General features: G+C 48.6%; 18 protein-coding genes. 12 read left to right on the top strand and 6 right to left on the bottom strand.

Translation table 11 applies throughout. The features are described 5' to 3' along the window. Window positions 1-6: 6 nt before the first annotated feature. Together cobA and hemC are read right to left on the bottom strand one after the other, a co-directional pair. Window positions 7-1536, bottom strand: a complete 1530-nt coding sequence (gene cobA, locus KA369_08145; GenBank protein ID MBP7735927.1) for a uroporphyrinogen-III C-methyltransferase — start codon at window positions 1534-1536, stop codon at window positions 7-9. A gap of 62 nt (window positions 1537-1598) precedes the next feature. Next, window positions 1599-2531 carry a hydroxymethylbilane synthase gene (gene hemC, locus KA369_08150; GenBank protein ID MBP7735928.1) on the bottom strand — a complete coding sequence of 311 codons (933 nt, stop codon included), beginning with the start codon at window positions 2529-2531 and terminating at the stop codon, window positions 1599-1601. Window positions 2532-2715: 184 nt separating this feature from the next. On the opposite strand from hemC, the gene hemB reads away from it, so the two are divergent. The 7 genes from hemB to KA369_08185 are packed head-to-tail and all read left to right on the top strand — an operon-like array spanning window position 2716 to window position 10364. After that, window positions 2716-3687, top strand: a complete 972-nt coding sequence (hemB, locus tag KA369_08155; GenBank protein ID MBP7735929.1) for a porphobilinogen synthase — start codon at window positions 2716-2718, stop codon at window positions 3685-3687. 2 nt (window positions 3688-3689) lie between these two features. After that, complete coding sequence (gene hemL / locus KA369_08160; protein MBP7735930.1) at window positions 3690-4979, top strand: glutamate-1-semialdehyde 2,1-aminomutase; 1290 nt, start codon at window positions 3690-3692, stop codon at window positions 4977-4979. A gap of 52 nt (window positions 4980-5031) precedes the next feature. Further along, window positions 5032-6345, top strand: a complete 1314-nt coding sequence (locus KA369_08165) for a glutamyl-tRNA reductase (GenBank protein MBP7735931.1) — start codon at window positions 5032-5034, stop codon at window positions 6343-6345. A gap of 2 nt (window positions 6346-6347) precedes the next feature. After that, window positions 6348-7403 (top strand): heme b synthase, encoded by a 1056-nt coding sequence (gene ahbD, locus KA369_08170; protein ID MBP7735932.1) that lies wholly within the window; start codon window positions 6348-6350, stop codon window positions 7401-7403. After that, a complete protein-coding gene (locus tag KA369_08175; protein MBP7735933.1) occupies window positions 7403-8437 on the top strand; it encodes an Lrp/AsnC family transcriptional regulator in 1035 nt (344 codons plus the stop codon). Before ahbD ends, KA369_08175 begins: the two co-directional genes overlap by 1 nt. Further along, on the top strand, window positions 8434-9708 hold the full coding sequence (locus tag KA369_08180; protein ID MBP7735934.1) for a radical SAM protein: 1275 nt from the start codon (window positions 8434-8436) through the stop codon (window positions 9706-9708). The genes KA369_08175 and KA369_08180 overlap by 4 nt, the downstream gene beginning before the upstream one ends. Beyond that, entirely contained in the window at window positions 9705-10364 is a 660-nt protein-coding gene (locus tag KA369_08185) for a bifunctional precorrin-2 dehydrogenase/sirohydrochlorin ferrochelatase (protein MBP7735935.1), read from the top strand. The genes KA369_08180 and KA369_08185 overlap by 4 nt, the downstream gene beginning before the upstream one ends. A gap of 52 nt (window positions 10365-10416) precedes the next feature. Here the strand turns inward: KA369_08185 and KA369_08190 are convergent, their stop codons facing one another. Next, window positions 10417-10677, bottom strand: coding sequence for an RNA-binding protein (locus KA369_08190; GenBank protein ID MBP7735936.1), 261 nt, complete (start codon window positions 10675-10677; stop codon window positions 10417-10419). A gap of 487 nt (window positions 10678-11164) precedes the next feature. Here KA369_08190 and KA369_08195 point away from each other — a divergent pair, with 487 nt between their 5' ends. Next, window positions 11165-11554 (top strand): glycine cleavage system protein H, encoded by a 390-nt coding sequence (locus KA369_08195; GenBank protein MBP7735937.1) that lies wholly within the window; start codon window positions 11165-11167, stop codon window positions 11552-11554. Between the two features lie 204 nt (window positions 11555-11758). Continuing rightward, window positions 11759-12073, top strand: a complete 315-nt coding sequence (locus tag KA369_08200; GenBank protein ID MBP7735938.1) for a hypothetical protein — start codon at window positions 11759-11761, stop codon at window positions 12071-12073. Window positions 12074-12624: 551 nt separating this feature from the next. On the opposite strand, the gene KA369_08205 is transcribed toward KA369_08200, so the two are convergent. The 3 genes from KA369_08205 to KA369_08215 all read right to left on the bottom strand — a co-directional run bounded on the left by KA369_08205 (window position 12625) and on the right by KA369_08215 (window position 14628). Further along, complete coding sequence (locus KA369_08205; protein MBP7735939.1) at window positions 12625-13281, bottom strand: hypothetical protein; 657 nt, start codon at window positions 13279-13281, stop codon at window positions 12625-12627. A gap of 148 nt (window positions 13282-13429) precedes the next feature. After that, on the bottom strand, window positions 13430-14212 hold the full coding sequence (locus KA369_08210; protein ID MBP7735940.1) for a hypothetical protein: 783 nt from the start codon (window positions 14210-14212) through the stop codon (window positions 13430-13432). After that, the gene (locus tag KA369_08215) at window positions 14209-14628 is read right to left on the bottom strand and encodes a hypothetical protein (protein MBP7735941.1); all 420 of its coding nucleotides are present in this window, start codon (window positions 14626-14628) and stop codon (window positions 14209-14211) included. The genes KA369_08210 and KA369_08215 overlap by 4 nt, the downstream gene beginning before the upstream one ends. Before the next feature lie 954 nt (window positions 14629-15582). Between KA369_08215 and KA369_08220 the strand changes: the two genes are divergently transcribed. From KA369_08220 to KA369_08230, 3 genes are read left to right on the top strand one after another with little or no spacing between them, the layout of a single operon-like run. After that, entirely contained in the window at window positions 15583-16299 is a 717-nt protein-coding gene (locus KA369_08220) for a hypothetical protein (protein MBP7735942.1), read from the top strand. Beyond that, window positions 16274-18259, top strand: coding sequence for a phage terminase large subunit family protein (locus KA369_08225; protein MBP7735943.1), 1986 nt, complete (start codon window positions 16274-16276; stop codon window positions 18257-18259). Before KA369_08220 ends, KA369_08225 begins: the two co-directional genes overlap by 26 nt. Further along, complete coding sequence (locus KA369_08230; GenBank protein ID MBP7735944.1) at window positions 18256-18960, top strand: hypothetical protein; 705 nt, start codon at window positions 18256-18258, stop codon at window positions 18958-18960. The genes KA369_08225 and KA369_08230 overlap by 4 nt, the downstream gene beginning before the upstream one ends. Window positions 18961-19074 lie beyond the last annotated feature (114 nt).

The following is a 19074-nucleotide window of genomic DNA, read 5'->3' on the forward strand; positions in this document are numbered from 1 at the left end:
GTCACTCTATTTGTAATACGCCAGTATAGCGTCCACCAATCCATCTATGGTATGCACTTCCGCTGATATCTCCACTGAATAGCCGAGCTCCCTGGCCCTGTCGGCTGTGATGGGTCCTATGGCCGCGCACTTGATAGCTTTCGTTACGGCTGCTCCGGCTTTCTTCATTATCCTGTCAAAATTCTGTACCGTTGACGAACTGGTAAAGGTAACCAGGTCAAAATTGAGGCCCCGAAGCTGCTCAATTTGCGCCGGCATATCCGAAAGATCTTCTTCAATGGTTCGGTAGACGGGTATATCATCCACAAGCTTCGCACCTTTATCAAGAAGCGATTGACCGAGCTCCTTCGGCGCGATGTCTGCCCTGGGGAGGAGGAATGATTTTCCCGAGATTTCCCCGCGATCGGCGAGCTCACGGATTATATCTGTGCTGATGAACTTCTGCGGCACCAGGTCAGCCTTTATACCGAAGTCATGGAGGCGTTCACCGGTGGCAGGTCCGATCGCGCAGATTTTTGCAGATGACAGTGAACGCGAATCGAGTCCGGCTGCGAATAGGCGTGCGAAAAAATGATCCGCTCCGTTGACGGATGTGAATATGATCCAGTTATATTGGCCCAGCTTCTTGAATATGTGACCGAAGTCATTGGGCTCCTCCACGGGAACGATTTTGATGACCGGCAATTCGATTACGCCGGCACCAAGCTCCGTGAGGCGCGCTGTCAGCTCCGACGCCTGTTCCCGGGACCTGGTCACGACTATCCGCTTTCCGAAGAGGGGACGCTTTTCGAACCAGTTTATCTTTTCCCTCAGGGATACGACCTTTCCCACTATTATAATCGATGGCGGTTTTATACCGGCCTCTTTGACGCGAAGAGCGATATTTTCAAGAGTCCCGGAAACGGACCTTTGCGACGGCTGGCAGCCGTTCTCTATGACCGCGGCAGGCGTCGTGCTGTCCAGTCCGTTTTGAGTGAGCTTTTCAATGATAAGAGGAAGATTCTTCACACCCATGAGGAACACAAGGGTCTGGACTCCCGTAGCCAGCTTGTCCCACCGGATATCGCTTTCCAGCTTGGTCGGATCCTCATGGCCCGTGATGAAGGCCACCGAAGCGCTGTATCCCCTGTTAGTCACAGGAATTCCCGCGTAATTGGGAACGGCGTAGGCCGAAGATATTCCGTTGACGATCTCAAAATCGACGCCCTGTTCCACGCAATAGAGCGCCTCCTCGCCGCCGCGGCCGAAAATATAGGGGTCACCACCCTTGAGACGCACCACCATGTTATCGGCCCCGGCTTTCTCCACGATGAGCCTGTTTATATCATCCTGCTCCATGGTATGGGAGGCGCCGCTCTTGCCGACATAGATTTTTTCGCACCGCTCACTCGCGAAGGAGCGCACGACGCGCTCGTTGACCAGGTTGTCGTATATCAGCACGTCGCACTGCTCGAGAAGCTCCTTGGCCCTTAATGTCAGGAGGCCGATATCCCATGGTCCGGCGCCGACAAGGTATACTTTTCCATTCCTCTTCATAAACAACTCCATCTGCGGGTAGCTGCATTATTTATATTATGATGATTATCATCCTGGTTGAATTACAGCGGGCGGCCGTAAATTTGTTCAAGGATTTTTCTTGCGCCCTCATCAAGGAGCTTCCGCGCCAGGGACCTGCCGATTTCATCATGATCCGACGCCGACCCCGACAGGGTCCCCTGGTAGATTTCCCTTCCGTCCAATGAAGCCACCATGCCCCTGAGAACAAGCTCATTTCCTGCCAGCCTCGCCAGGCCCGCTATGGGGACCTGGCATCCGCCTCCCAGGGCGGATAGAAAAGCCCTTTCGCAGCCAATGGCCATCTCGCTTTCAGGATCATTGAGGGAGGTGATTATCTCTTCGGCGCGGCGGTCGCCGCTGCGTATCTCTATGGCAAGGGCGGCTTGACCAACTGCCGATATTATCATGTCTTCCGGTATCGTTTCGCTGATGATATCCGTCATGTTGAGCCTGGCCAGCCCCGCATGGGCAAGGATTATCCCGGACAGGGCCGGATTTTCCCTCATCTTCTTAAGACGCGACTGAACATTCCCGCGAATATCGACTATGTGTAGACCCGGGTTGAAGGCAAGGAGCTGCGCCTTACGCCGGAGACTGCCGGTTGCCACGGTGTCGGAATCACCGAGATCCCTGAGCTTTTTGCCGTCCCTGGATATGAACACGTCGCAGGGATCGAGCCTTTTTGTAACGGCGCCGATCCTGAGTCCCTCCGGAAGCGCCGTGGGCATATCCTTCATCGAATGGACGGCAAGGTCAATGGCGCCGTCAATGAGCTCTTTTTCTATTTCCTTGGTGAAAAGGCCCTTGTCCCCGATTTTAGACAGTGGCGCGTCAAGGATCTTGTCACCGGTCGTTTTGATCGTCACCAGCTCAAAATCATGCTCCGGATGGCTTCGCGTCAGAACGTCGCGGACATGGTCGCTCTGCACCAGGGCAAGCTTGCTTCCCCGCGTCCCGATCCGAATTGTCGCCATGGCCTTATTCCGTCTCCTTTCATAACATAATTGTTCAAGTAAATTAATCAAATGATACAAATCAAGCATTATTCCCCGTACCATGAAGATGTTTACCCTGAATTGACCCGGGTCAAACAAATATTTTCTTGCCAAATATACTCTTATTATAGGATAGTACACACGTTATTAACAGGAACCGCCAATGACAGAAAAACAGCGGCCCAGGAGAAACAGGGCGTCATATTTGATCAGGGACCTTGTCGCGGAAACCGTGGTTGACCGACGCAAGCTCATTATGCCTCATTTTGTCCTTGAAGGGAAGAACATCAGGGAGCCCATAGCATCCATGCCAGGCATCAGCAGGGTTTCCATAGACAACCTGCTCAAAGATATTGAATCCGACCACAAGACAGGAATTGAGAAGATACTTCTTTTCGGGATACCTGACAAAAAAGACGAAGAGGGGAGCGGCGCCTATGACCGCAACGGCATCGTCCAGAAGGCCCTCCGGGAGATAAAAAAGCATCTGCCTGGCATAATGGTCATATCCGATGTGTGCCTCTGCGAGTACACCAGCCATGGCCACTGTGGCATGGTCGACGGCGGCAACATTTTGAACGATTCGACACTGGAGATACTCTCCCGGGTCGCCCTTTCCCATGCCGAATCGGGATCCGACATGATAGCGCCATCGGATATGATGGACGGCCGGGTCCGCGCCATACGTGCATCCCTTGACGCGGGCGGCTTTGACGACATGCCCATCATGGCCTATTCGGCCAAGTATTCATCGGCATTTTACGGTCCCTTCCGCGAAGCGGCAGGCAGCGCTCCCCAGTTCGGCGACCGGAGCAGCTACCAGATGGACTGCCGCAACGGCCTCGAAGCCGAGAGGGAGGTTCTTCTCGACATCGCCGAAGGGGCGGATATCGTCATGGTGAAGCCGGCCCTTGCTTATCTTGACGTCATATACCGCACCCGCCGCCTGGTCAATGTGCCTCTCTGCGCCTATAACGTGAGCGGGGAGTACTCGATGGTGAAGACAATGGCCAGGCTCGGCTACGGCGACGAGGTTCGCCTCACCAGGGAGATCATGACTTCGATATTCAGGGCCGGGGCGGACATGATAATATCCTATCATACGCGGGACATATTCAAGAACAGCTGGTTTTAGCGATGAACATTGAAAAATCTCAAAAGCTCCAGAACAAGGCGGCGCGCTTACTGCCCGGCGGCGTGGATTCTCCGGTGCGTGCCTTCAAGTCCGTGGGCGGCGAACCGCTCTTCATGAAAAAGGGTGAAGGGTGCCGCATGACCGACGAGGACGATAATGTCTTCATCGACTACTGCATGTCCTGGGGTCCCCTGATCCTCGGTCACGCCGAACCTTCCGTGATCAACGCGATCCGGAAGACTGCCAAAAGCGGCACCAGCTTCGGCACGTCCAATAAATACGAAGTCCAGCTGGCGCAGCTCATCACGAAGCGCTTTAAGTCAATCGACATGGTCCGTTTCGTCAACTCCGGCACCGAAGCTGTCATGAGCGCGATACGGCTCGCCAGGGGCTATACCGGAAAGGAAAAGATCGTCAAGTTTGACGGATGTTATCACGGCCACGTGGACCAGATGCTTGTAGCCGCCGGATCGGGCCTGGCCACGCTGGGAAGTCCTGATTCTGCGGGCGTCACCGCCGGGTCGGCCAAAGACACGATCGTCGTGCCCTTCAATGACATTGATTCTGTCAGTAAGGTCTTTGAGGCGGAATCGGGCGCCATCGCAGCCATTATCCTGGAGCCGGTTCCGTGCAACTACGGCCTTATAATGCCCCGGAGCAATTTCCTCCGGGAGATACGGGAACTATGCGACCATTATAAAGTCCTTCTGATATTCGACGAGGTAATCACCGGCTTCCGCCTCGCGCCCGGAGGCGCCCAGGAATATTTCGGCGTTAAGGCGGATATCACGACCCTGGGGAAAATAATTGGCGGCGGGCTTCCCGTTGGCGCTTATGGGTCTTCAAAGAAAATCATGGCCCATGTTTCCCCCCTGGGTCCCGTTTACCAGGCCGGGACCCTGTCTGGCAATCCCCTTGCCATGACGGCCGGCATCCAGACACTGAAGAAACTCGAAAAGATCAATGCCTATGACGATTTGAAGCGCAAGAGCGAAACGTTTAACGATCTCTTAAGGCCTTCAATGGAAAAATATGCCGGCAAGGTTCTGTTCAGCAGAATAGAATCGATTTTCGCATTCAATTTTACATCGGAGAAAAAGATTGAGACCCTCGCGCAGGTCAAGGCAAGCGACATGAAGGCCTTCGCGCGCTTTCATAAGGAAATGCTTAACAGGGGAATATATCTCGCGCCATCCGGATACGAGGTGGGATTCCTATCCACCGCCCATGGCGATGACGATCTCAAAAAGACCGCTATGGCCGTTGAAGAAAGCCTTGCGGCCATATTCTGAGCGATATTGCACACTAATATAATACAGCTGATACTCTACCATAGAAAATTACATGAATAAAAGAGATGAAATATCCGAGATATTGATGCTGGGCCTGAGCCATAAGACCGCCCCTCTGGAAATCCGCGAGAAGTTCACTTTTGAGAATGAGACTCTCAAAAATTTCCATGAGCGGGCGAAGAAAGCCGGCATCGACGAGATGGTCTATCTTGCCACCTGCAATCGGGTCGAGATATATTACTCGGCCCATGAGATCCACCGCTCCAGCGAGAAACTGACGGCGCTCCTGGAAGAATTTACCGGTCTTTCCCAGGAAAACTTCGAACAGTACATTTACAAAAAATATTCCCGAGACGTAGTGACGCATCTGCTGGCCGTCGCCTCGTCACTTGATTCAATGGTAATCGGCGAAAACGAGATCCTGGGCCAGATCAAGCAGGCATACCGCGATTCGGTGCTGCACAAAAACAGCGGCATACTGCTGAACCGACTGTTTCACCAATCCTTTAACACGGCCAAAAAGGTACGCACCTGCACCGGCATTTCCCAGAATCCCCTTTCCATCGCCTATATCGCGGTGGAGCTTGCCCTCAAGAAATTCGACGGCGATCTGTCGAATCGCAACGCCCTTCTCATAGGCGCAGGCGAAATGGGCGAGCTCATACTGAAATATCTTACAAAAAACAACATTAAGGACATAACCATCGCCAACCGCTCATTTCATAACGCCGAAACAATCGTTGAGCGCATCAATAAAAAGGCCCATATCATTTCCCTAGGCGATATTGCCTCCGCGGCCGAGCAGGTTGACATCATCATAACTTCTGTAACCTGTCACGACTATTTGCTTACATATAAATTGATAGAATCTATTATCGGCAAGCGAGGCGGACAACACCTGTTCATCATCGATATCGCCGTGCCGCGCAATGTCGATCCGGACGTTGCCTCAATACACAATGTGACCATTTATAATATCGATGATTTAAAGGTCATTGCCGATGAGAACCTGAAAAACAGGATTAAGGAAGTGGAAGCAGCCATGGAAATCGTCAATTCAGACGCCAACGATCTCATTGACTGGTACGAAGGCCTTGAGATGGTCCCCATGATCGTTCACATGCAGGAAAGTTTCGACAAGATCCGTGAAGCGGAAGTGACTAAATATCGCAGGCGTCAGCTGAAGCACCTCTCGGAGGAGGAGATGCAGCATATCGATGACCTTACCAGGCAGATAATATCCAAGATTCTCCATAACCCGATCATGGCGATCAAGCAAAACAAGGCCCAGCACCTTAATGGCTATCATGACAAAGAGGACATCAAGCAAAAAATCAAGATCATTGAGGAACTGTTTAAGATATGAAAATGGACCATGTCCCGAGGCTCATTTTCTGGGAATTGACCAAGGAATGCAACCTTAACTGCATTCACTGCAGGGCTGAAGCCGAGAATATCCGATACGAAGGCGAACTGATCTTCAGCGAGGTGGCCGCCGTGATCGACGACATAGCTGCCCACTACAGGCCGATCCTGGTCCTCACCGGCGGCGAGCCCCTGTACCGCGAAGACATTTTCACCATTGCTCGATACGCCTCCGACAAGGGCCTTAAGACCGCTCTTGCCAGCAATGGCACGCTTATCGATGATGATACGGCACTCAGCATCAGGGAAGCGGGAATAGGGCGGGTGAGCATTTCCCTTGACGGCAGCAACGCCGCTTCCCACGACGGGTTCCGCGGAATACCCGGTTCCTTCGAGCGGGCCCTTGCCGGTATCGACCGTCTCCGTTTCGCCGGGGTCGAGTTCCAGATAAACACGACCATATCTCGAAGGAACGTCGATGAAATAGAGGATATCATGAAGCTGGCCGAGAAGACCGGTGCAAAGGCGCTCCATATCTTCATGCTGGTGCCAGTAGGATGCGGCGTCGAGATCGCCGAGACGGAGATGATCTCCAAGGAAAAATACGAAAGCGTGCTTAACTGGTTTTATGATAAATCGAAGGAGACAAGGCTCGAGCTCAAGGCCACCTGCGCGCCCCATTATTACCGGATCATACGGCAGAGGGCGAAGGAGGAAGGGAGGAAGCTCACCTTCGAGACGGACGGCATGGCAGCGGTTACAAGGGGCTGTCTCGCCGGCACTGGCGTTTGCTTCATCTCGCACCGGGGGGATGTTCAGCCCTGCGGATACCTGCCGATCGCAGTGGGCAATGTCAGGGAAAAGCCGTTCCATGAGATTTGGGATTCGGCCCCCGTATTCCTCTCCCTCAGGGAACTGGACAATCTTACCGGTAAATGCGGACTCTGCGAGTATAAGACATTCTGCGCCGGCTGCAGGGCCAGGGCCTATCATGAAAAAGGCGATTATCTGGCAGACGAACCCTATTGCGCTTATGTCCCGGCGCGGTCGAGGTGTTGATGGATTTCACGCCCATTGAAACCGCGGTGATGAACAGGATACAGAAGGATTTTCCCCTGGTTTCCGATCCGCTGTCCGCCCTGGCCGAGGAATTATCGATCCCCATGGATCAATTTCTCGCTACGGTAAAGGACCTGAAAAAACGTGGCGTTGTCAGGAACATAGCCGGAATATTCAACGCCGATCGACTCGGGTTCGTGACCACCCTGGTCGCCCTCAGGGTTGATGAAAAGGACCTTCCAATGGCCGCGGAAGTAATAAACGGGCATCCCGGAGTCAGCCACAATTATCAGAGGGATCATCATTACAACATCTGGTTCACCCTGGCCGCCGAATCCGAAGCTTCCCTCGATCGTACAGTCCAGGTCCTGGCCAGTCAATCCGGAGCAAAAGATCATATCATACTTCGCAACGAGAAGCTATTGAAGATAGGCCTGCTCCTGTCCATAGGCGACGAGATACAGCCGGGCCATGGAACAGCCGGGGCTAAAAGCGATGAGCGCTCCAATGCGACAATCGCCTTATCCGATGATGACAAGGAATCGATACGGTTGCTGCAGAAAGACCTTCCCATTGCCAAGGATCCTTTCGCAATCCTGATCAATGACAGCAATAGCCCCATCACCCAGGAGTCGTTCATGGCATGCTTTCAACGCTTGAAACGGGACGGCATTTTGAGGAGATACGCGGCGGTTCTCCGACATCGTGAAGCAGGATACCGTTCCAACGCCATGACGGTCTGGAAGCCAGGCGACGGCTCGGATATCGAGCGAATCGTCAAGATATTCCATGATTCGCACCTTATATCTCATCTCTATCTGCGGACGCTTTATCCAGGAAAATGGGAATACCCGTTATTTGCCATGATACACGCCCGTTCAGATGATCAGCTCAGGAACATGATCGAAGAATTATCGGAAAAATCCGGTATCGATGATTATCAGGTCCTATATTCGCTGAAGGAATTCAAGAAAGAGCGTGTTGTATATTTTTCGCCGCGCTTCAAGGAATGGGAAAGACAGGCAGGCCTATGATCGACATTGGAAAGCTATACTGCGGTGGCAGGTCCACCGGCGATTCACTCAGGTACGGCACGGAAGCCGGCCCCGATTGCCACGGCAACAGGCCCCATGATCCGGTGAAGCTCGCCGGCGAGAGAAGGCCCATTGTCGTGTGGAGCACCACCAGGACCTGCAACCTCAATTGCGTCCACTGCTATACCGATTCCTGCAACATGAAGTATGACGGCGAGCTTTCCACCGATGAAGGAAAATCCCTCATCAACGACCTTGCCGCTTTCGCCATACCGTCGCTCCTTTTTTCAGGCGGAGAGCCACTCATGAGGAAGGACATCTTCACCCTCATCGAGCACGCTGCGGGCAAGAACATCAGGCCGGTCATATCCACGAACGGCACACTCATCGACAGGCAGACGGCCCAGAACATCAAGAACGCCGGCGTCGTCTACGTGGGCATCAGCCTTGACGGCATGGAAGAGATCAATGACAGGTTCCGAGGAATGAAGGGTGCCTTCTCGCGGGCCATGAAAGGCTTCGAGAATTGCACTGCCGTCGGGCAACGGGTCGGGCTTCGCCTGACCCTTACCAGGCGGAACTTCGCCGACCTGGACCGTATCTTCGATTTCATCGAGAAGGAAGGAATCAACCGGGCCTGTTTTTACCATCTTGTATATTCAGGCAGGGGAGGGGACCTCTTCAAGGACGACCTTACCCATGAAGAATCCCGGTCCGCCATGGACACCATCATGGCGCGCACCGATGATTTTTTCAAACGAGGCCTTGATATCAATATACTTACCGTGGACAACCATGTCGATGGCGTATACCTGTATCTCAAGCTGAGAGAGACCGGAAATGCCCGTGCGGAGGAGGTCTATCGTCTCCTCGCGTGGAACGGCGGTGGCGCCCATTCCACCGGCGTTGGGATCGCCAATATTGACTTCTTCGGAAACGTCCACCCCGATCAGTTCTGGCAGGATTACACCTTCGGCAATGTCAGGGAACGCAATTTCGGCGACATATGGATGGATGAAAGCGATCAACTCATGAAGGGCCTCAAGCACAAGGCGGATCATATCCGGGGCAGGTGCCGTCTCTGCAAGTACCGCGACCTTTGCACCGGCGCCATGAGGGTTCGCGCCTTCAGGACCTATAACGATCCGTGGGGCCCGGACCCGCAATGTTATCTATCCGATGAAGAGATAGGCCTTGACGAATCCAAGAAAAACGATCTTGCCAGGTCCGGGGAGACCTATCCCGTCCCGAGGGAGCTTCTGGCGAGATGAAACTGTACCCCGTAATGATTAACATTGAAGGGAAAAAAGCCGTCGTTATCGGAGGGGGATCCGTTGCCCTTCGTAAAGTGAAGGACCTCCTTGAATGCGGCGCCTTCGTACGGATAATAGCCCCTGAGATCCATGATGAGATCGCGCGCCTGTCTGAATCATATTCCGGGAGAATCGATATTGTCAGAAGGATATATCGTAATGGAGATTGCGAGGGATCGCTTATTGTTTTTTCAGCGACCAACGATGAAACGGTCAACCGTAATGTCTACGAGGAGGCATCGTCAAAAAATATTCTTATCAATGCCGTGGATGATCCGCCCAACTGCTCATTTTTCATGCCATCCTGGTTCAACAGGAACGGATTGATCGTTGCCGTATCCACCAGCGGCATATCGCCTTCTATGTCGGCTCGCATACGACGTGATATCGAGCGATCTCTCCCCGTTTCCGTCGACGAAGGCCTTGCCGCGCTTCAGCAGGCACGACTTATTATTCGGGAAGACGAGGATTTTTCAACTCTATCTTCCGAAAGGCGCGGCACCATTCTCAAGCACATTGTCCAGAACGACAACCTGCTCGGCGATCTGGTGAATTCCTATAAGAATGATTCAGTGAAAATGTTTCTACTGAAATTAAAAACAGATCTCACATAACCCCGTTTTACAACCCGCATTGTTCCGTAAATACTGAATTTCAGGGATGCTCTCACTCTCCATTCTTTTTAGGCCTTGCAACATTTACACGGATACTGCGTCCCTGGATCTCAGATCCGTTCAGCTTCTGAATTGCGTCATCCGCCTCCGTGTCATTGGCCATTTCAATGAAGCCGAAACCCTTTGATTTGCCGGAGTCAGGGTATCTGATGATTTTGACTGACATGACTTCGCCATGCTGCTGAAACAGGTCGCGAAGGGTGTCGTCAGACATCTGATATGACAGATTACCCGCGTAGATTTGTTTAGACATACCTCACCTCAAACAAAAAAATAATATATAAGAATTATTCCGCCGGGAATCTTCAGGCAGGAATAATTTTATATGCGAGTGAAATATGATATATCTGCATTGCCTTGAAACAAAGCTGACAAATCGGGGGGGAAATCTGCGTTGATGTCATCTAGAATAATCAAATTTTAAATAACAAAAAGTACGGTCTCTGGATCCTTACAATCCCCAATCCCCCATCCATAACCCCTGATAATTGCACAATCCGGAGGATTAACTGCAAAATTTTATTTTTTTAAAATCTCGCCATGAAAAAGAACAAAAACGAATTGTTGTGAATGTTATACTATCTTGAATAAAAAGTCAACAATCTTTTTTCATCATTTATTCATATTCAGCGCTTCGTTCAAAACCCTGGGAGATCCTGGATATATATACTGAACCCCGGGATTGTTCTTATATCAATAAATTTCCTTGCCATACCTTACAGGATCTGTGAATATAAATCATGAAAACAATACCGGATGAAAGGCGATATGACCGCAGTCATGGATGGATCGAGATGGAAGATGATTTTATCGGCAGGTGCGGCGTATCAGAGCAATACCTGGCGACGCTTGGTCCGATAGAATTCATCGATTTTCCCGATATTGACGCGGAAGTAAAGAGGGGAGAACCGGTCGCATTGCTGGAGTCAGCCACGCATTATTTCAAGTACCTGTCTCCAGTATCGGGTCGCATAACTGAGATAAATCAATTATTGGAGGGAACCCCTGGTATCATCAACACCGATCCCTATGGTGACGGCTGGTTATATAAGATTGATGTCAAGGAGCCCATTGAATTCGATGATCTATTGCCCGAAGACGAATATATAGGCGACATGGAAAACTCATGAGACATATATATTTAATACAGTTTTTCCAATATATTCAAAATGGGCTTGATTTTTAACGCTGTATTAATATATATTCAATTATAAATAATTATTTCCATTTATTTATTATATTATTTTTGCACACTTTAATTATATTGCACTCATGGTGGCTTGGGCGGGCCATAACACGGGAGAAACATATAATAAACACGATGGGAGCGCTATATGAAATTTGAAATTCTTATCCAGAACGTATTCATTCTATTTGTCATTGCCATTATCATTGAATCCTGTGCAATGGCCATATTCTCATTGACCGCGTTGAAGGACATATCCGAAAACAGGACGGTTCAGGTTACCCGTGATACCTTTGTCGTTCTCCTTGCGCTTCTCCTGTGCTATAAGGTTGAGCTTCTGAGCCTTTTCGCAGGCACGGGCATCAAGTTCCATAAATATATTGATACTGCCATCAGCGCACTCATGCTTGTAGGGCTTACCAATGTTGTCAACGGCTTCTTCAGCAAAATGAGGCGAGGATAATTTATGAGGTTTTCAAATATATAATCCCTTGATCATTATTTCAATTATCAGGATTACATGGCCGCAGGCCTGACTTGCGCCATGTAACAACGCAATGCCTTTTGCCACTAACATTGAACTTCCGATAAGATATATTATGTCTCATTAGACAAAAATATATCTTTTTATTAACATTTATAAAACTTTTGTATAACTTTTGTTAAACATTTCCTCTACTTTTCCTATACCTTCAACCGGAATTTTGCATTCCCACTTTGGTGATATTCAGATATTACTATATTACTGAACATTTCCAGAGCTTCCTCTGTACATCGCTGTTTATTTCTTCCGTACAGAGATACCGCATAATGAAATTTTTGTAAAACATTTTTTGGTATTCGAACGCCAAAAAAATGTAATTCACTCCCTTGAATATTTTCTCCATCCATGACCGCCACCCATTTTTTTGTATAAGCAAATTCTAATGCGGTTAACCAGACGGTCAAGATTAATAACTTAACAATTGATAACTTTAATTAAGCTATAAAACGAGATTTTTCTGACATTCCATGCTATTTTGGCCCGACATAATATGGAACGTTTTTCTGCCGATACTTTTCATACTCTACCATGAGGTCGAGATTCCCCTCGCTCTTTTCCCTAATCCTGTCTATTGCATCATAAATAGCCTGTTTTGATACCCTACGGGCATGCGCCATATCTCGCCGAGAATGACCCCGGACCATGTAATATAAAACATCACGCTCCATGAGTGTCAGACCTTCATAAATTGCTTTTGCCACACGCATTTTAAATTTCATTTCAGATGTTAAATCAATGACGTATATAAGAAAATGCGTTTCATTAAAATAAACAAATGTAACATCAAAAACCTTATCCTCGTTTGTCGTAAGCATATGGTAATCAACCCGGCACTGTGTAATTGATTTTTCCCGGTATGTTTTTTTTGCAATCTCCACCAGATCGGGTCGGTTAAAAAATACGGCGTCTATGTCCATTCCGATATATTTAGTTATTTTAAGATTGGAAAATTTAATGAGGGCGAAATTGGCGTGTAAAAATATCCATTTCCCATCAATCAACTTAAACATCATTGACAGCGAGGGTGCGGCGTCAAAGGCGCGTCTAAAGTCTTCTTCTTTATTCTTCACAAGGAGGCCCAGGGATCGAGGTGGTACGGCCGACATGATCCACCAGGCGGCAACCATGCGGCCCCTCATAGCCCTGGGCCTCCATGTAGACCGGCAGCTGTCGGTCATGCCTGGTGTTTGAATTATTACCGGAGTACCAATCCAGTCAAAATCCAAATTTTATTATTTATGCCGATTTTTTAATTGTAGCGGAGATAGTCAATACTTATATCTTTTTATACGCCTTTAATTTTAACTGCTCTTCCATGGATATAAGGACGTCCCGGATCCGCTCAGCGTCTCGGGCCTTCCCGCAGCGGATCACCACCTCGGCGCCGGCGCTGGAAATTTCCTTGATTGCTATGGAATTCTTGTTTTTCAGATCGGCCATATTCTCGATTTTCTTAAAAACACGGTCTTTTAAATCCTTGTTGAATACGTTCCCTTTAACGCCTTCCTCGCGGGCTTCTTCCTCAAGCTCCTCAATATATGCAAGTAGGCGGTCCTGAACCTCGGTTTCAGACAGCTTATTATCCCTGGTGAGCTCACGGAATTTCCGCTGCATCTCTTTGTCATCATGAAGGATGGTGTTTATATCATAGTTCTTTTTATAGCCCAGGCCTGAAAACTCGGGGTCGATATTTTTATAAATCCAGAGATAGCGCCCGGCCTGCTTCCAGGATATCCGTGTTTCTTCATAATGATCATCAAACCATTTCCGGGCCGAGGTATATTCCGGCGTCTTTTTTTCATCCCTGTAATATTTATCGTTCCACTCATCGACTTCGCGCTGGATCTGTTCAATGAGCTCGGCGACAAAGCGCCCGGTAACATATTCCGAAGCACGCTTCAGCCGCACCAGGTTGTACAACGTGCCGGAATATTTATCATGGTTGATAGTGTAATAATGAGCCCCCTGCCGGCCGAACATTTCCCACCATTGCCCGGAAGTCAGCTTCTGGAATTTTTCGATTGCAGAGGGCTCGAATTTGATTATTTTATGGGTCATAATTTCTCGTATTTCTCGGTTTCTGAGTTGTACCACTCGCTATATTTATTCATCTTTTTATAACAATAATATGCCCTTACCGATTTTGATTTTTTCTCATCCATTCCGAATTCAGCAAAATTAACATCCCTGGGAATAAAGGCATTTTCTTTTTTATCGAAAATCACGATCAAAAGATCAATATCATTATAATTCTTTTCCGCCTCAATCTGCTTTGAAATAAAAAAAGATTTTAATTGTTCAGAGTCGATTTTATCAGAATAAACATAGGTGCTTATCTGCTTATCAACTGGACCTTCTTTGGATTTTTTCTGATCAATTAACCGGTATGGATATGCAGCTGCAGCACTTTTTTTAGACTCTCCGCAGGATGAAAACAATAAACCTAATATCATAATGGACACTCCCCACCTCATATGCCGCCTCCATTTTTTTTATTTAGAATTTAACGGAAGCGGCGATTATAGCAATCTATTTTTCCCCGAATATAACCTTTTTGTCATCACCTGGTTCCCGTTTGTCGCCCCCCCGGTCTATGTGTTCATCGATGATCCTTCGGAGGCTTTCGTTTTTCCCGATGCCATATTTTGTGGACATTTCATCGATATAGTTCAATTGTCTATCGGTGAGGCGAAATTCATGTTTTTTCATTTTCACTGTCGATTTCAAAACAGCCCTCCATTAACCGTACTTTTGTCATGCAATTCCATGCCTTTTAGCATGCTACCATATACCATGTCAAGCACAATTCTATGCACATGCTAATTGGCATGTTGTCCAATGGCTTCAAACATAAATATTTAAAAACACATGTTATTAACCATACAATAACCCTACACTAGCCCCCCCCTCGCTGTTAAATTTGTTACAGATGTAACGGCTTGCAACATTATTGCAACCAAATAAAAGCATGTCATTTACATGACATAAAACATGCTGTTAGCCATACATAACGCATGTTGTTTTTGTCTTTTTCTAAACACTATTATATAATATATTTATATAATATAATATATTATTATTATTTATAGGGGATATGATATATATATAATGTGTGTAGTATATATATGTGTGTGTAAATAATATATGTCATACATAAGGGGGGAGAGACCCCGAAATTAGACTTTCTGACACCTACCGTTTATAGACAATTAATGACAATCATTGCTGATTATATTAAAATACAGTGCGTTGCGCTATATGTAACGCAGTTATTCATCATCAAAGGTACTGTGCGGCCCCCCTACCCGCGTGCAATACTCGGCCGTGCCGCGCCCGAAACGCGTAGTGTGCCATGCTGGTGACAGGTAGACAGGCATGTCTAAAAATTAATTGACAAATTTACGATTATTTGTGTAGAAATCTCGACCATGAGAGTAAGGGCTTCACGGCTTGCCGAGGTCGCCGGCTGCAACCGGCAGAACATCAGCAAGGAAATTAAAAAGCAGAACCTAGTCCGCGGCGATGACGGCCTCATTGATCTCGACAATCATCGGAACAAACAATGGCTCCTCGCCCGAGGACTCACACCGGTCATGTTTACGTCGATGGTGAAGGCGAAGAAACCGAAGAAGCGGAAGTCTATAGCGGCTCCTGGGCGCGAGGGAAATACCAATCCAGACGATGACTCCAGGGATCCTGGGCCCGCGTCTGTTCCCGATGACTTTGCCGCCCTGACCGGGCTTCCTGAGCGCCTGCAAAACATGACAATCCGCGAACTGGTCATGAAGTACGGCGCCCCGATGAATTTGAAAACCTACGTGGAGATCCTGGCGAAGATCATGGAGGCGCAGCGGAAGGATGTCGAGATCCAGGCCCGCCGGCTTGAAACAATCCCGAAGGATTTCGTAACCTCCCACGTGTTCCAATACCTCGAGGTCCTCTCTTCCCGCCTGTTTGACTATCCCGATTCATTCATTGATGCCTTCATTGCCGAAGTACAGGCGGACCCGAAGAAGGCCCGGATCGCCCTCCCTGAGAAAATGCGAAAAGAGCTCGGTAAGCTCATCCGGGAATCGAAACAGAGTATTGAGCGCAATCTCAAGAACCTACGGAGCAAGCATGATAACTCAGACGACAGTGAGTGATATCGACTACCTCACTACATCCTTTTTGAATATAACTGATACCAAGGAATTTTTAAAACCATCAGAATATAACGAACAGGTCCGATATCTTCCTCCGGGTCTAACGCCGTTCCCTGGATATTATGATTATAACCGAACTCCCTATCTTCGAGAAATTGTCGATAGGTTTTCACCGCTCGATCCCTGCCATGAAATCGATGTTATGAAGTCCGCGCAGATCGGCGCAACCGTGGGTATTCTTGAATCCGGGATTGCTTATTTTATAGGCTGCGCTCCCCGCCCGATTCTTTATGTGTCTGCCGACAAAGGATTGATTGAAACGGGAATGGAGCTTCGCGTCGAACGCATGCTTGATTCATGCGGACTCCGCGACCTCATTTTTTCACAAAGCAATATCAAAAAGACGAGGAATACTGGGGATACAAAAAATAAAAAGGAATATCCCGGCGGATTTCTCCTAGCGGTCGGTGCAAGAAATCCAGGGAAGCTTCGGATGATATCCGTCCCTGTCGCCATGATTGATGAACTTGATGGGTGTCCTGAAAAATTAGGTGATGAAGGAAATGTTGATGGTTTAATTACAAACCGGACCAACGCCTTTGCCTCAATTCGTAAAATACTCCGTCTCTCTACTCCGTTGATAATGCAAACGTCCCAAATATATAAAAACTATATGGCCGGGGACCGCCGCCATTTTCATGTACCCTGTAAGTGCTGCGGTGAATATATTGTCCTCGACTGGCATTACGCAGAGGCCCAGACGAAGACAGGAGATCCCGCCGGGATTGTTTTTGATGTTACCGAAAGCGGCATGCTTATACCCTCGACGGTGCGGTACAAGTGCCAGATGTGCGGCGGGGTTATGGAGAATCACGACAAAGCCCTCATCCTCACCGAAGGCCTCTGGAAGCCAACCGCTGAATCGACGAAGCCGAGCAAACATTCCTACTGGATAAATTCGTGTTATTCGCCGCCGGGGATGTATTCCTGGGAGGATATGTGCTATGATTGGTTGAAGGCCTGGGACCCGATCCGCAACCGTGTAAAGGACTTTGAGGAGTTTAAGACGTTCTACCAGACCAAGCGCGGATGGCCTATTGAGGAACGGGGTGAGTCTCCGAAATTCGAGCGCATCATCGCTAACCGCCGGATGTACTCCAAGAACACTGTACCGAACCATCTCGCCATCGTCGAAACCGGGAGCCCGGTCCTGGTGGTTGTAGCTTCGTGCGACGTCCACGCCGACAACATCATGATTGATATCAATGGTTATTGTATCGGGGGCAGATCATACCAGATCGATTTCCGCGTTATTGAAGGCGACACCGAGAGCCTTATCTCACAATGTTATCGTGAATTGGAGCGGATCATCGAGAACGAGACGTGGATCTCGGACGATGGGAAAATTTACAAAATCAGATGCACGTTTATTGATGCCGGCTACCGAACGGATCAAATCTATCAGTTTTGCTCGCAGTATTCATCAGGCGTGTACCCGACATTCGGCCGCGACTATATCGCCGGCGGGCTGACTCTTCGTGAACTGAATAAAAAAACAATTGAAAAGGCCGGGTGCATGTGTTACGACATCAATGTGACGAAAATGAAGGACAGGATAGCCGCGGCGATCAGGCGCGACTGGACCACCGGCGAGCTGCAACCGGAATGGAGGATGAATTTTCCGGAGGATATGAGAGACGACTACTTCAACCAATACACCACGGAGAATAAATACGAGAAGCGCGACAAAATCACGAACCGTTTTCTCGGTTTTGAATGGCGCCATAAGCCCGGCGCCGACAACCATGCTTTTGATGCCAGAGGATACAACTTTGCCGGGCTTGAATTTATTGCTGAATATGCCTGCATTGAGATGCTCAAGCTTGATTCATTAAACTGGGAAGCTTTCTGGCAATATGCGAAGGACGGCAATTATTATCAGGAGGTTACAAGACCATGAATATAAACGTCGAGCTAAGAGGTGATAAAGAACTCCAGCGCGGATTTGTTGACTTCGAGAAGGCTGCGGTGATTGCCTGCAAGAATACCCTGAATGTATGTGTTGCTCTCACCCGTCGTAATGCGGTACAGAATATAAAAAATAAATTCATTCTCCGCAATAATTATACCGTGCGTAATATCCAATATGACAAAGCATCCGGGAATTCAATCGGGACGATGCAGTCAGTCATAGGTGCAACCAAGGATGCGGAATATATGCGGACGCAGGAACTCGGGGGCGAGAGCCGGAGCAGGGGAAAATATAAATCAATCCCGCAGCCGCAAGCACGCATGGGGAAGAGCACATCCAAGCCTGTACAAAAAGACGTCTATCTCTCAAAAATCAGAAAGAAATTTGTCCGCGGCACCGGTGGGCGACACATGCCAGGGAGGTCCCGCTTTGTCGCGATGGCCGCCGCAGGTTTCATGAAGAAAAAGTTTATCAAGCGCGGATCAAACATATTTCGTGTGAAGGGGTTCTCAAAACCAAACCGCGATAGTGTCAGGATAGAACTAGAAAATCTGTATTACCTCAAAGAAGGCCCGGTACATGTCGAGCCACGCGAATGGCTTGAACCGGCAACACGCAAACCAGCCCACGACTTTTATAACATTTTTAAGAGTCAGCTCCGCAAGCTCTGGAAGCATGATATAATTTAACTGGGGAATATCCCCAGTTGGCCATGATGGCCATGATGAATTCAAGTTCAGAAAAAATGAATTATTGCTTGACAAGTGACATAATATCTGCCTATCGTCCGGCATGGGATTTTG

The sequence above is a fragment of the Spirochaetota bacterium genome, from assembly GCA_017999915.1.
Taxonomy (GTDB): domain Bacteria; phylum Spirochaetota; class UBA4802; order UBA4802; family UBA5550; genus RBG-16-49-21.